Raw genomic sequence first — 13,916 nt, 5'->3', positions numbered from 1 at the left:
TAGCGGAATTTGAAAACAAGGATGCCCCGAATATCCGACATAAACTATGGGGCATCCTGTTTCCTTTATCTATTATCTGTTAAGCATTAATAACCCGGGTTCTGGGTAATAGTACCACCTGATTTATCAATTTCACGCTGTGGAATTGGATAGAGATAGTTATTATCCTGGAAGTTTTGACCCTGTGCATCCAGTACATCTTTGGCAATTCCCCAACGTTTCAAGTCATTAAAACGCTGTGATTCAAAGCCAAGCTCCACACGACGTTCATGACGCAACCAACCCATAATCTGAGCCTTATCAGTTGAATTCACATCGCGATCAGGCAAGGTACCTGCCGGAGGTGTAGTTCCGTCGATAGCAACCGAATTCCGTGCCCGCGCCCTGACTTGATTGATGATGCCAATAGCTTCGGAGTAGTTCCCCAGATTGATATCAGCTTCCGCTTTCCAAAGCATTACATCAGCATACCTGATGTAAATCTTGTTACTGGGCGAATCGTCGTTTCCTTTGTTATCCGTATTGGTTTCACCCATCAATTTGTAAACGGCCTGATTGTCTACGTCGACCGTATAAAGCAGACGCGGATCGTTCGGCTCAAATTCATCAATAAAGTTCTGTTCAGGTGCTACAAAGCCCCATCCCAGTAATGCACACAAACCGTTACCTGATCTCGGAACTGTATTACTTTCATGGTCGTAAGCAAAGATCACCTCGTTGTCAGTAAATTCTTTCTCTACCTGGAAATTATCGAAGTAATTAGCATCGAGCGAATAGAAACCAAGGCCATCCAACTGATTGACGTAATCCAGCACTTTCTGCCAATTTTCGGTATACAGCTCTACTTTTGCCTGCATGGCAATAGCAGCACCTTTTGACGCACGCCATGGCTGACTATCATCAGAATATTTGCTGTTAGGCAGCAATGTAACAGCCTGAGCCAGGTCAGCACGAATTTGGTCCATCACCTGAGCTTTCGGTGTACGAACGGCTACATCATACGCTTCAGAGAAACTTTCCAGCGGCTTCAGCAACAGCGGAACGTCTCCGAAATTATTAACCAAATCGAAGTAGTAGAAAGCTCTCAGGAAGTAAACCTCACCCAGCAAACGGTTTTTCAGGTTACTGTCCATAGTCAGTTTACTCATCAACTCATCATTGGTCAGGTAACTGATAGCCCGATTGGCACGGGAAATGCCGTCATAATCATAAGCCCACTGCCCGTTAAAACCACCATTGTCTGAAGTAAAATTGAAATGATCAATTTGATCCATCCAGGCCTGGTCACCATCCGGATTCCATTTCTTCTGCATGTCATCCGAAGCGATATCGCTCAGGATAAAATCGTTGCGAAGAACAGTTCCGTCATCCCAGCCCCATTGCCCAATAATATTCAGGGTACTGGAAAGCAATTGGTACGAAGTAAAGACTGAATATTCAACCGCACTTTCGGTTGGTGAGGTATCTACCTGGTCGGGTGTTATCAACCCGATGGGTTCCTTGTAGAGATATTTGTCGCAACCGGTGAACAACAGTAAAGTTGATGCAACCAGTATCATATATATTTTTCTCATTTTACTGAATTTTATTAGCTGGGACATTAAAATTTCACATCAACACCAAGAATGAAAGCTCTTGATTGCGGGTAAGTTCCCATGTCAATCAAATCGGTCGATTCCGGATCGAGACCGGTGTAATCGGTAATGGTGAATACATTCTGAGCAGAGACGTAAGCACGCAGGTTTTTGAAGGTTTTCGAACGCTGCATCAACTGTTTGAATGTGTAACCCAGTTCCACGTTTTTCAGACGGAAATAAGAAGCATCCTCAACGAATACACTGGAAATTTTGCTACTACCGTTATCTGTGAAGCTTACACGCGGAATGGTATTGCTGGTACCTTCGCCGTGCCATGCACTCAATACGCGGGTCGTGTAGTTGAACGGACGGGTATCGTAGTCGACAATCTTCTTACCATCGTTGTAACGATCAACGCCATGTACCCCCTGGAACAACAGAGACAAGTCGAAGCCTTTGTATTCACCGGTCAGGTTCATTCCGTAAGTCAGTTTCGGAATGGAATTTCCGATGAATGTCCGGTCTTTATCGTTGATAACACCATCGCCATTCAAATCCTTGAACCTGATATCACCCGGCTGCGCAGTAGGATTAGCTGTTCCGTAAAGTTGATCCTGAATTTCCTGTGTGTTCTGATAGATTCCCTCCATCACGTAACCGTAATAGGAATTCAGCGGTTGACCAACAACAGTACGTGCTACTCCTTTACTGGCTGCGTTGATAATCATCGGCAGGTTCGGGTGCAGTTTGGTTACCTCATTTTTGAGGGTCGCCATATTCAGGTTAATGTTGTATTTGAACTGATGTTCGCTGTTGCGAAGTGTCAAAGCAAACTCAAAACCTTTGTTGGTAACAGCACCTGCATTCACGTAGGTTGGAGATACATCACCTGCAATTGACGGCAATGTAATCGGCAACAAAATATCAGTTGTATTCTTGATGAAGTAGTCCGCGGTGAAATAGATTTTGTTGGACAGAAGTCCCAAATCCAAACCGTAGTTGTACTGCGTAGTAGTTTCCCACTTCAGGTCCGGGTTTCCGTAACGCGAAATCAGGTAGCTGTCACCACTTTTTCTCAACAGCGTCAGATAAGCATAGTTATCAATTTCCTGGTTACCCAACTGTCCAACACTGGCTCTCAGTTTCAAATCCGACAACCAGGTTAAATCCTTCATGAAATTCTCATTCGACAATTTCCATCCGGCTGAAACTGACGGGAAATAACCCCAACGGTTGTTTTCCGCAAAGCGCGAAGAAGCATCAGCACGGAAGTTGGCGGTTACCATATACTTGCTATCATATGAATACGTTGCCGATCCAAATAATGAGAACAGTGCCCATTCAGCTGCAGAACCTCCGTTCCATACGTCATACTGCGAACCTCCGAAATCGAGATAGCGGAAGTTTTTACCGGTATAATCGTAACGTGCACGTGAACCACTGATGGAAGATGAGTGATTGGTAATGAACTCGCTACCGACCAATGCGTTGATAGAATTCTTACCCAGGTCTTTCACGTAGTTCAACGTATTGTCCCAGGTGAAAGTAATTTCTTCACCTCGGTCTTCATTCAGTGTGCTCGGGCGGTTTTCACGTCCCAATCCCTGATCGAGAGCGCTACCACTACCATCGTCGTCACCAAAGTTTTGGTTAAACTGCTTATTGTGAGAGAAGGTCAGATCAGTACCTAAATTTGTTTTGAATTTCAGCGACTTATCACCGAGGAAAGCATACTCTGCATACAGGTTACCAAATGTTTTGTAGTAACTCCGCACATCGTCGGTGAAGTAAGCCAACGCAATAGGGTTCTGTGACCATTCGTACTTATTGCTTTCAAACGAATCCTTGTTCTTGTAGAACGGCAGGTCAGTAAATGGATCCTGAGCTGACCAGGTAGGATCGCTCGGGTCCTTGTAAATTGGGATAATCGGAGGACGAATCATCGCGTGACGAATGATTCCCGGCTCATCACCTTTCGATGACAAAGCATCCTGTGTAACGTACGAAAGTAACAGGTTACTACCCATTTTCAACCGTTCAGTCAGATTAACGTTGATATTCGAACGGAAGTTGATACGTTGATACTTATCGTTGTTGTACACCACGATTCCATCCTGCCCATAGTAGTTAGCAGACAACAGGTACTGCACTTTCTGGTTACCACCGGTAGCTGTCACCTGTGCATTCTGCGAATGTCCCAGTTCGAACAGTGCATCGAGCCAGTTGGTATTGGCAAAATCGCTGCGTCCTTTATCGGCAGTGTAAGGATTGGTTCCTGAATATCCAGCGTTATTCCAGGCCTCTTCCACTACATTCATGTACTGCGTTGCATTCAGCATATGGGGAAGGTGAGCCACCTTCTGAATTCCTGTGTAATAACTTACATCCAGAGTACTTTTTCCTTTGACACCTTCTTTGGTTGTGATCACGATAACACCACCAGCTGCACGTGCACCATAAATAGCAGCGGCCGAAGCATCTTTCAATACCGTCATCGATTTAATATCCGAAGGATTGAGGAAACTGATATCCCGTGAAGGAACACCGTCAATGACATAGAGTGGATTATTGTTTCCGATGGTTCCTTCACCACGGATACGGATATTCACTTTGTCACCAGGAGCACCCGTACTGGAAGTCACTTGCACACCGGCAATTTGTCCCTGCAATGCCTGTGACAGATCTCCCACTTTCCGTTTGTCAATATCGGAGACATTAACAGGAGAAACCGCACCGGTAAGAGTGGCTTTCTTCTGTGCAGAATAACCAACAACAACCACTTCGTCGATTTGCTTCTTCTCCTCTTTCATCGTGACATTGAGAACAGTCTTTCCGTCAAGCGGAACAGTCTGTTTCTGGTATCCCACAAAAGAGAAATCGAGGGATACGTTGGTATTTTCGACCTGAAGGGTATACTTACCATTCATATCGGTAATGCTACCATTGGTCGTTCCTGAAACCACTACAGTTACTCCGGGAAGCGTCGTTCCGCTTTCATCTGTAACCGTACCGGTCACGTTGACCTGGCCGAACACGGCCCCTGTCATAAAAAGAAATACAAGCCCAAGTATTTCCCTTCTAAATCTTGTGATAAAAAAGATTTTCATAGAAGTTAGCTTTAAAAATTTAATTGATTGAGCATCATTAATTACATCCAATTATTTATAGTCGGGATCCATATCAGGAGTGCGTAGTCCCGCGACTTCGTCAGCCATCAGGATGAACACGTTCCAACTGAGTCCCCTTGTTGAAAGCCACCATTCATCGGTATTTTTCCAATGGGTTGGAATAAATTCCTTGCTAAAAGGCCATTTTGGGTTCAGATTGATTTCCGCCCAAGCCCGGTTTTCCATCATTTCCTTTGCCTTGGGCCAGCCATGTTTCAAGCCTACCACATAGGCGCAGTACTCTGCCCGCATCCAGCTTCCGCCGTTGTAATAAAAACCATCGCGGGAGTGGTCTGCATAATTTGCTTTTCCAAATTCGCCGAAAGGCTGATAATCGGAAGTCATATAGGAATAACCTTTTGCATCATGTGTGAGGCGCACCAAAATGGGTGCAGTCGTGCCCATCTCCGGATGCGGAGAATTGGGAACTTTATTCAGATACGGCATCTCGTTCAACTGGTTGTTCACCATCTCATCCGTTAACATGGGGTGATCGAACAGCCAGAGCGATAAAAACTCAGGCACCAAATCCGTCAGCGAGATCAAATCGGGATATTCCCGGTCGAATAGCAAATGTTTCCGTTTTGGGTCGTAGAATTTCCGGTATTCCGATTCCGCCTTGTTCAGGTATTCATCTGAAATATCATATCCCATAGCCTTAATCGTGTGCAATGCTACCGCGAACATTCCCTGGTTCACCGCCAAACGATCAGTTTTCGGCACATAGTCACACACGTCAATCTGGCTCATCGAGAAATGCGATTCACAAATACCATCACGGTTCTTATCAAACGAGTTGAGCACAAACGACACGGCTTTGTCAATTTTATCTTTTGGAAGCTGAACTCCGTACCGACGTTGATTCACCAGCGCCCAAACCAACCACTCGATAGTCGCTTCATTGTCCTTGGCTTCCACCGAGCCCATGTAGGGCGTAATGATAGTTCCGATAGCACCATCGGGAGTTTGCGTTTTAGCCCACTGATTCCAGATAGCCAGGTTCAGTTTTTTATTATGAGTCGCCACAGTCGTCCAGAACGAATCCCGGTTGTACATGTCGGGCGAATAATTCATATTCGGCACACTGAACGGAGTAAAATCATGCACGGAAGTAATCCAGGTCAGCATGTTGGCATTCGCATACAACATCTTTTCAATCAACGAGCCTTTGAAGCCTTTTCCTTCCGCTAGCCTCGATTGTGAATCAATCATGAAATCGCGGTGAGATTTCCACGGCTCCACAAAAATGTAAGTGGTTTTCGTTGCCTTTTTTCCTAGTGGCAAAATGTTATAGGGCTGAATGGCCGGATGATCTTCGGCAATCGCCAGATCCTTGATTTGCATCGTTCCGGCTTTTCCGGAAGTATTTCCGATAAACATCGAAACACTGTCGCCTTCGATGTACGGAACCAGAATGCTTCCCTTGAATTCTGTCCACTCGTCCGTCTTCGACGGAAATGCATCGATGTACTTAACTCCGTGTTCGAGCTCTGGTCCTTGCTGACCATTTTTCATCCGGTAGAGTTTGAGCGCCACCGGCAAATTACCTTTCACCTTGAAGGAGATAGTATACACTTTTTGTCCGGCAATCGGCGTCATCGTTTGGATACCAGCCTTACCACCGGCCTGACAATTCAGTACAATCAAACTATCCTTCCGGGAAACCGAAAGCTTACCCTCCCGAACATATTTCTGCGGAAGCGGTAAGACGGTTTCGGTTCCGGCATTCAGATTGAACATCTCACCAAAAGTCAAACGTACATAGTCTTTCCCCTGAGCCCGCTCTTCAGGTGTAGCCGTAGAAAACAGTCTTGGATCGGGAAGCTGGCGCATCCCGACAAAACCGCCACCACGTCCACTGAACCGGCGTCGTGTTGTACGTGTAAACTGATTTTTATATCCTGCATCGGTCAGAAAGCCGACGGTCATGTTATCAGCGGTGACAAATCCGGCCGATGGAAAAAGTTCGTGAATGAATCCTCCCGGAAAATTGTCCTGCTCGAATGTCACGTATTTTTTCGGCTGTTGCGCAGGAACGTTGTTTTCCCGGAGGGTATAATACATGGAAAGCATGCTGGGCTGGAAAAGCTCAACTGTCTTCTTTACGATGTGCGGATTAACAATTTGGTAGGTGACTTTAACAGTCAGTTTCGAATCGAGCGCTTTCATGTAAGTTTCCTTCTGCAGCTCGACAACACTGTCATTTCCGGTCCAGGAAGTACCTCGCCAGTTATAGAGCGTGGTATCGGAAGTTAAATCCAGATTGGACAGATGCAGTGTAAAAGCTCCTGAATCAGCCAGCAACTTTTTAGCTCCATCGTACAACGCGACGCCATAACCAGATTCAGGAGAACCTTCAACCTTCAATTTCAGGTTTTGTCCCGAGACAGTCGCTGTAATCATCAATAGGAACAACAAGAAAAGCACGGTCACACCGGACCTGGATTTTGTTTGGAACATTGGTTTAATTTTACAGTTGTTTCAGGTTGATTCGAGGTGTGGATTATTGGTACCTCAAAGTTGGAGCAGGAACGAAGCAAATGCTGTACACTATGTCTTCAAAAGTGTATACAATCAGGAAAACATTCAGATTTACAATAAATTGCAATAGGGACGAAATTTCTATTTCCGATATTTCAATTGGTATTGCTTAGGTGGAATACCAAACATTTTTTGAAATTCGCGGTAGAAATAGGAGCGGTTGTTAAATCCCGACTGGTAGAAAACCTCGGTTACCGTTTGCGAAGAAGTTTTTAAAAGTTGTGCAGCATGTTTCAAACGCATCGACCGAATCATATCGCCGGGTGACATACCGGAAACCTGTTTCAACTTCCGGTAAAACTGCGAGCTGCTCATGCCCATCTCATTTTCAAGAAAAGTAGCCTGTAATTTTTCGTCGTTGATGTGCTGCCGAATAATTTCCATTACTTTATCGATGAACTGCTGGTCTTCTTCCGCAACCGACAACTGAATATGATTTTCCAATCCGTTACCTTGCTGAAAATAACGGGCAATTCGATCTCGCTCTTCCAACAGCTTCTCAATTCGTACTTCCAGGTGTTGGGGATGAAATGGCTTTGGGATGTACGAATTGGCACCGCTCTCCAGGCCCTCAATCCGATGTGCAGTTGAACTTTTCGCTGTCAGAAGAATAATGGGAATATGGCAGGTCTTCAGATCCGTTTTCAGCTGTTTGCAGAGCTCTGTTCCGTCCATCTCCGGCATCATCACATCGCTGATAATCAGGTCCGGCATCTCTGTTTCCATCACTTTCAACGCTTCGACACCGTTATAGGCAGTCAGCAACCGGTACTTATCCTTCAACATGCCATCCAATAGCTGATGAATATCCGGTTCATCCTCCACAATCAAGATCGTTTTTTGCTTCTTCTCCAGCGTCTCGAGGGTACGTACCTTTTCCTGTCCTTCGTCAGTTGAAGCTTTGGACTCTGTGAGAATATGCTGCAGCTGCCTTGACAGAACTACTTCATCAACCGGTTCCTGCTCATCAGAACTTTTGGGTTGACAACAGGGCAGCATCACTGAAAAAGTCGTCAGCTCATTTTCCACACTTTCTACGTCGATAGTACCCTTCATCGCTGTTACCAGACTACGGGTATAAGCCAAACCAATTCCGGTTCTGAATTTATCCGGATCGGAAGAGACTCCTTCATCGGTAATGAAAAAGCGCTCAAACAGGCGGGGAATTTTTTCCTTGGGAATTCCTTTCCCGGAGTTCATCACCTCGATGCGTACCTGTTTGTCCGACTCAGCAATCTGCATCTTCAGCTTGATATTTCCGCCCCGCGGTGTATACTTAAAGGCATTCGACAACAGGTTGAAGATGATCTTTTCAATCTTATCCTGATCATACCAGCCGGGAATTTCCGGTGGCGATTCAATCTTGTAATCAATTTTGTTCCGAATGGCCCAGTCATCGAACAGTTCGGCTATCTGCTCCACCAAATTCACCAAGTTGAAATACATGGTCTGCATTTCCAGATGCCCATTCTCCGCTTTGCGAAATTCCAGCAACTGCTGGATAAGGAACAACAGCCTGTTCGTATTCCGCTGAATCATGTGTACGAACTTCTTTCCTTCATGATCGATGCCGGGGTCGTCCGCCAGCTTTTGCGACGGTCCAACAATCAATGTCAACGGTGTTTGCAGCTCGTGAGCAATATTCGTAAAGAAGGTCAGCTTGTTCTGGTGCAGCGCCTCTTCCCGCTTCCGGAGCTCGATATTCTGTTTCAGCAATTGCTGCTTCTTCCAGTAATTCTGAACAAACAGCAGGAAGAACAAAGTCAGCAACACATAAATGCCAATAGCCCAGGCCGACTCCCAGAAAATCGGTTTGATACGAAAATCGACCGCATGAACCGGCGGACTCCAGATGCCGTCACTGTTCGACCACTTCAGCCACAGCGTATAATTTCCTGGCGGAACGTTCGTGAACGAAATCACACGCCGGTTCTGAATGTTGTTCCACTGCTTGTCAAAATTCTCCAGATAGTATGAATACTGGCACTTTTCACTGTTGATAAAACTTAGCGCTGCCAGTGTAATATCGAAGAAGTTTTGATCATATTTCAGGTTAACATGAGGAGGATTTCTCAACTGAGGCGTCACCACAAACGAATGATAATAGGGTTTATCGTCATTCTGTCCTTTGATATCACTAATCGCGATATTCGGGATATAAGTGTATTCGCCGATTTCGGATGAGCGGAAATAGTTAAAGCCGCTGTTACCACCCATAAAAATATATCCGGTTTGGTCATCCCGAAAGAATGCACCATCGGCAAACTCGTTGTTCTGCAAACCGTCCTCTTCAGTGAAATTACGAAAGCGGTGATTTTCGACGTTGAACTGAGAAAGTCCCAGATTGGTACTCACCCACAAGTTTCCGGCATGATCGCAAACCATACCATGAATGGTATTATTGGGCAACCCATCGTTTGTCGTAAAGCTGTGAAAAGCGGGATGACCTGTAATTTTGTTGGTTTCAAGGTAATTCAGTCCCAGACTGGTGCCAATCCACAACCGTTTCTGGGCATCCTTGTACAGGCAAAGAATATCGTCGTTGCTCAGGCTTAGTGAATCACCCGGCGTCTTTCTGAAAACCCGGAATGATTCCGTTTTCTTATTAAACAGATTCAATCCGCCCAACCTCGTGCCAATCCATAACGCGTGCTCATTTTCAGGTATGATGGAAAAAATAATGTTACTGCTCAGTTTTCCGGCCAGGTTCTCATTGGCTACGTACTGCTTAAAATCGGTCACCTGTAACTTACGTTCGTCCCTTTTCAGCCGTAGCCGTAGCATTCCATAGCCATTTGTTCCCAGCCAAATAACTCCCTTTTGATCCTGATAAATGGCATACACCGAACGAAAAGCGGTACAGTTTTCAGTGCCTTCAATATCTGCCCAATCAATCAGGCGGTGATACCGGAAATCATAAACCGAAAGTCCGTCACCGTCCGTCCCGATAAACATCAAACTGTCTCTACCACAAAAAAGCGAAAAGACTGAATTGTCAAGCGGTGAATTGGCAGAATAATAATTTTCTTCAGGAATTTTCTCCTCAGAGCCGTTTAAGTAAAAATGTGCCGGAAAGCGGAACAGCCCCTGCCCCTTGGTCCCAACCCACAAAGCACTGTCGGGAGCCAGGCAGAATGCCCGTACGTTACCGCCCCGTAAAGCCGGAATTTGTGTCTGGGTAACCGAATGAAACAACTTGTGCCGGGGAAACAACTTATAAATACCATCTCCATCGGTGCCAATCCAGACCACACCTTCATTTCCTTCAAAAACCGTTGACAATTTCCGGCTGTTGATGTGACTGAGCCACGAATTTTGCTCCACCGTTCCATCCGGTTTCAGGATGAAATGCTTTTTCGAATCAGCAATCAAAACACCGCTGCGGGTTTTCCCGATGAGCTTCTGTATACCGCGGAAACCGGTTGTTTCAATTTTGCCGTCCGTGAAAGAATAGGTCGCCAACTGCCCATCGGTTGTCAACAGCAGAATTTTGTCCTTCGATTCATTCAAAAAATCGCGAACATGTTGAGCAATTCTTTTCAGCCCCACGACAGTCACAGCACCATCACCACCCCGATGCAGACGAACCTCCAGCAAATCGCCATTAGCATATTGAATCAGCAGCGTGTTTACCGGAGAAAAACGAATCTCCCGCACTGCCTGTACCGGCAAATCGCCCGATGAAAGCCGCCGAATGGAGTCGTTGGCGTAATACCCCAATCCCCACTCCTTCGCTTCAAAGAAAATGTTTCGTTGTTGGTCAACCGCCAGATGGAACTCCGACTCGGTGAGAGGTGCTTTGTCTTCACGACCGAAAAAGTATCGCTTGATTTGCCGGGTATTCGGATTCAACCGGTTAATGCCGTGCATCGTCAAGACCCAGAGATAACCATCCTTACCCTCCTCAATCTTCAAAATCACCTGGTTACTTAAACTGTTGGGATTATCCGGCTCGGGCCGAAAGATTTGGATGGCATGTCCGTCATAACGATCCAAACCGTCCCATGTACCAATCCACAATACATGGTTCGAATCCTGAAAAATGTCATTCACCGAACTGTTCGACAATCCGTTGGAGTTCGTCAGTGTACGGATTTCGAACTGACGCTCGCTGGCCATCGAACGGCCGAAGAAATTCAGGAAAAGAAAGACGATGAAAAAGCAAGTAACTTTACGGCTCATTATTCCCCTTGATACAAAAGCACACCCCGAAGATACGTTTATTTTCAGTGATGAAGGGGACAAAAAGTATCCGTCCTGTATCCCTAAACCGCAAAATATCTTAATGTCAATCGTACAATTTCCTACTAAAGTCAAACGATTTACCGACATTATCATTATTTTCGGAGAGCTAAATCAAATCACACGAAACTGCCCTGACATATCTCCGGCAAGACAACACTCAAACGTTCATCACACAATATCAACTAACACATATAAACGATGAAAAAACTAACAACGCTCCTTCTACTGGTTTTCTTCAGCATGCAGCTGTTTGCTCAAAAAACGGAAACATTGGCAGCCACTCCTCCGATGGGATGGAACAGCTGGAACAAGTTTGGCTGTAACGTTAGCGAGAAACTCATTAAAGAGATGGCCGACGCCATGGTGAACAGCGGCATGGCCGATGCCGGTTACCAGTACATTGTGATTGACGACTGCTGGCAGGTAGGTCGTGATAGTGCCGGAAACATCATTCCCGATCCCAAACGGTTCCCCGACGGGATGAAAGCCCTGGCCGATTACATTCATTCCAGGGGATTGAAATTCGGGATTTACTCCTGCGCCGGTTCGATGACCTGCCAGAAACGACCGGGAAGCCGCGGATACCAATTCCAGGATGCCCGTCAGTATGCAGCCTGGGGAGTCGATTACCTGAAATACGACTGGTGTTACAACGAAGGACAAAATGCCGAAGCTGCTTACAAAACCATGAGTGATGCATTGAAAGCTACCGGCCGTCCCATCGTATTCAGCATTTGCGAGTGGGGTTCCAACAAGCCGTGGGAATGGGGCAAAGGCATTGGCAATCTGTGGCGCACCACCGGCGACATTTTCGATTCGTTCAAAGGAACCCTCAACTGGGGCGGCAAAGGAGTACTGGACATTATCGACCTCAATGCCGACCTGTGGAAGTATGCCGGTCCCGGCCACTGGAACGACCCCGATATGCTGGAAGTAGGCAATGGCGGCATGACCGACACCGAATACAAAACCCACTTCAGCATGTGGTGTATGCTGGCCGCACCGTTGATGGCCGGTAACGATCTCCGCAGTATGGACGACGAAACACAGAAAATACTCACCAACGAAGAAGTGATTCAGGTCGACCAGGATGCGCTGGGTGAACAGGGATTCCGGTTCATGGATTATGGCGACCAGGAAATCTGGGTGAAATTCCTCGAAAACGATGAGCTGGCTGTTTGTTTCCTCAACCGTGCCGATGAACCCTGGAAAGTCAATTACGATTGGGGTAAAATCGGGATCAGCCACAAAGACCACCACGTTACATTTCACAACACGAAATATGACCTGCGCGACCTGTGGCAGCACAAAGATATCGGCAACACCGGCAAAAACATCACAGCCGACATCCCCGCCCATGGCGTGTTGATGTTGCGGCTAACACCGGAAAAGAAATAAAAAGAAGACTTTATATATGAAATGAAGAATGCCTCAGCGATGGGGCATTTTTTGTTTTCCGAATTAAAACTTCCAGCCTGAATAATCTTTCATCGCCCATCAGCTAATTATTCATTAAAAAAAACCTCTTAACTTTAATCAGCATCATTAGCTGCGACTCATACAGAAACATCAAATCTAATTTCGATATGAAAACAAAAACTTCTTTGTTACTGATTGCCCTGTTGCTGGGCACCTCGCTCCTTAGTTTCGGACAGATGAAAGCGGTAATCGTTGGACAGGAAATGCCTGAATTCAAGGCTCAGGTTTACCAGGGCGGCGAGTTCGACCTCAACGATTACAAAGGCAAGAATGTGATGCTGATATTCAACCGCGGCCTGGTTGTTCCCAACCACTGGTGCAACATCTGCCAGTACAACTACATGGAGATGATCGACTTCGATAAACTCAATCAGTTGGAAGAAAAGCACAATCTGAAAGTGGCTTTTGTGCTTCCTTACAGTAAAGACACCGTTGCTCAGTGGGTTGCCACCATTCCTCAACAGATGAGAGTCGTGGAACAATGGAAATACCCTGCCGACACGACCAAGCTTTCGGAGGGCCGTAAACGCTGGATGCATACAGCCCGTAAAATGTTTCCGAAAGACCACACTATTAAGGCTGAGGACGTGAAAACGCCTATCACCATCATCGCCGATGCCGACCATAAACTCACTGATTCGCTTGGACTATACGACCCAAAATTTGACGGTGGCAACGCTCCGCAAGCAATTCCCTGCGTATTCATTATCGATAAAAACGGCGTGGTACAATTCAAATATCTTAGTCAGAATACCATCGATCGTCCGAGTTACAGTTACCTGGAAAAGGTACTCGACGACATGATTGACAACCAATAGTAAAATATCACCTGGCTGCTACCTTAAAGGCAGCCAGGCTTTTTCTGCCCTCATTGAATCGTTTCAGGAAAGAACTTTTTTGCGAAAGC

6 protein-coding genes are annotated in these 13,916 nt (G+C 45.9%); 2 read left to right on the top strand and 4 right to left on the bottom strand.

The features are described 5' to 3' along the window. Window positions 1–86 precede the first annotated feature (86 nt). From AC060N_RS03195 to AC060N_RS03180, 4 genes are all read right to left on the bottom strand, one after another. On the bottom strand, window positions 87–1,574 hold the full coding sequence (locus AC060N_RS03195; RefSeq protein WP_479525852.1) for a RagB/SusD family nutrient uptake outer membrane protein: 1,488 nt from the start codon (window positions 1,572–1,574) through the stop codon (window positions 87–89). Between the two features lie 26 nt (window positions 1,575–1,600). After that, a complete protein-coding gene (locus tag AC060N_RS03190) occupies window positions 1,601–4,624 on the bottom strand; it encodes a SusC/RagA family TonB-linked outer membrane protein (RefSeq protein WP_479525851.1) in 3,024 nt (1,007 codons plus the stop codon). A 111-nt stretch (window positions 4,625–4,735) separates the two neighbouring features. Next, the gene (locus AC060N_RS03185) at window positions 4,736–7,204 is read right to left on the bottom strand and encodes a hypothetical protein (protein ID WP_479525850.1); all 2,469 of its coding nucleotides are present in this window, start codon (window positions 7,202–7,204) and stop codon (window positions 4,736–4,738) included. Window positions 7,205–7,366: 162 nt separating this feature from the next. After that, a complete protein-coding gene (locus tag AC060N_RS03180; RefSeq protein ID WP_479525849.1) occupies window positions 7,367–11,467 on the bottom strand; it encodes a hybrid sensor histidine kinase/response regulator transcription factor in 4,101 nt (1,366 codons plus the stop codon). Window positions 11,468–11,728: 261 nt separating this feature from the next. On the opposite strand from AC060N_RS03180, the gene AC060N_RS03175 reads away from it, so the two are divergent. Continuing rightward, the gene (locus tag AC060N_RS03175) at window positions 11,729–12,928 is read left to right on the top strand and encodes a glycoside hydrolase family 27 protein (protein ID WP_479525848.1); all 1,200 of its coding nucleotides are present in this window, start codon (window positions 11,729–11,731) and stop codon (window positions 12,926–12,928) included. A gap of 188 nt (window positions 12,929–13,116) precedes the next feature. Next, a complete protein-coding gene (locus AC060N_RS03170) occupies window positions 13,117–13,827 on the top strand; it encodes a redoxin domain-containing protein (RefSeq protein ID WP_479525847.1) in 711 nt (236 codons plus the stop codon). The last annotated feature ends 89 nt before the right edge of the window (window positions 13,828–13,916 follow it).

The sequence above is a fragment of the Prolixibacter sp. DSM 2831 genome (assembly GCF_056493735.1).
This window is presented reverse-complemented; position numbering and strand designations above follow the sequence as displayed.

Bases quoted from the DNA above. Each gene is read 5' to 3' on its own strand.
- AC060N_RS03195 (WP_479525852.1), bottom strand. From the start codon at position 1,574: ATGAGAAAAATATATATGATACTGGTTGCATCAACTTTACTGTTGTTC.
- AC060N_RS03190 (WP_479525851.1), bottom strand. From the start codon at position 4,624: ATGACAGGGGCCGTGTTCGGCCAGGTCAACGTGACCGGTACGGTTACA.
- AC060N_RS03185 (WP_479525850.1), bottom strand. From the start codon at position 7,204: ATGTTCCAAACAAAATCCAGGTCCGGTGTGACCGTGCTTTTCTTGTTG.
- AC060N_RS03180 (WP_479525849.1), bottom strand. From the start codon at position 11,467: ATGAGCCGTAAAGTTACTTGCTTTTTCATCGTCTTTCTTTTCCTGAAT.
- AC060N_RS03175 (WP_479525848.1), top strand. From the start codon at position 11,729: ATGAAAAAACTAACAACGCTCCTTCTACTGGTTTTCTTCAGCATGCAG.
- AC060N_RS03170 (WP_479525847.1), top strand. From the start codon at position 13,117: ATGAAAACAAAAACTTCTTTGTTACTGATTGCCCTGTTGCTGGGCACC.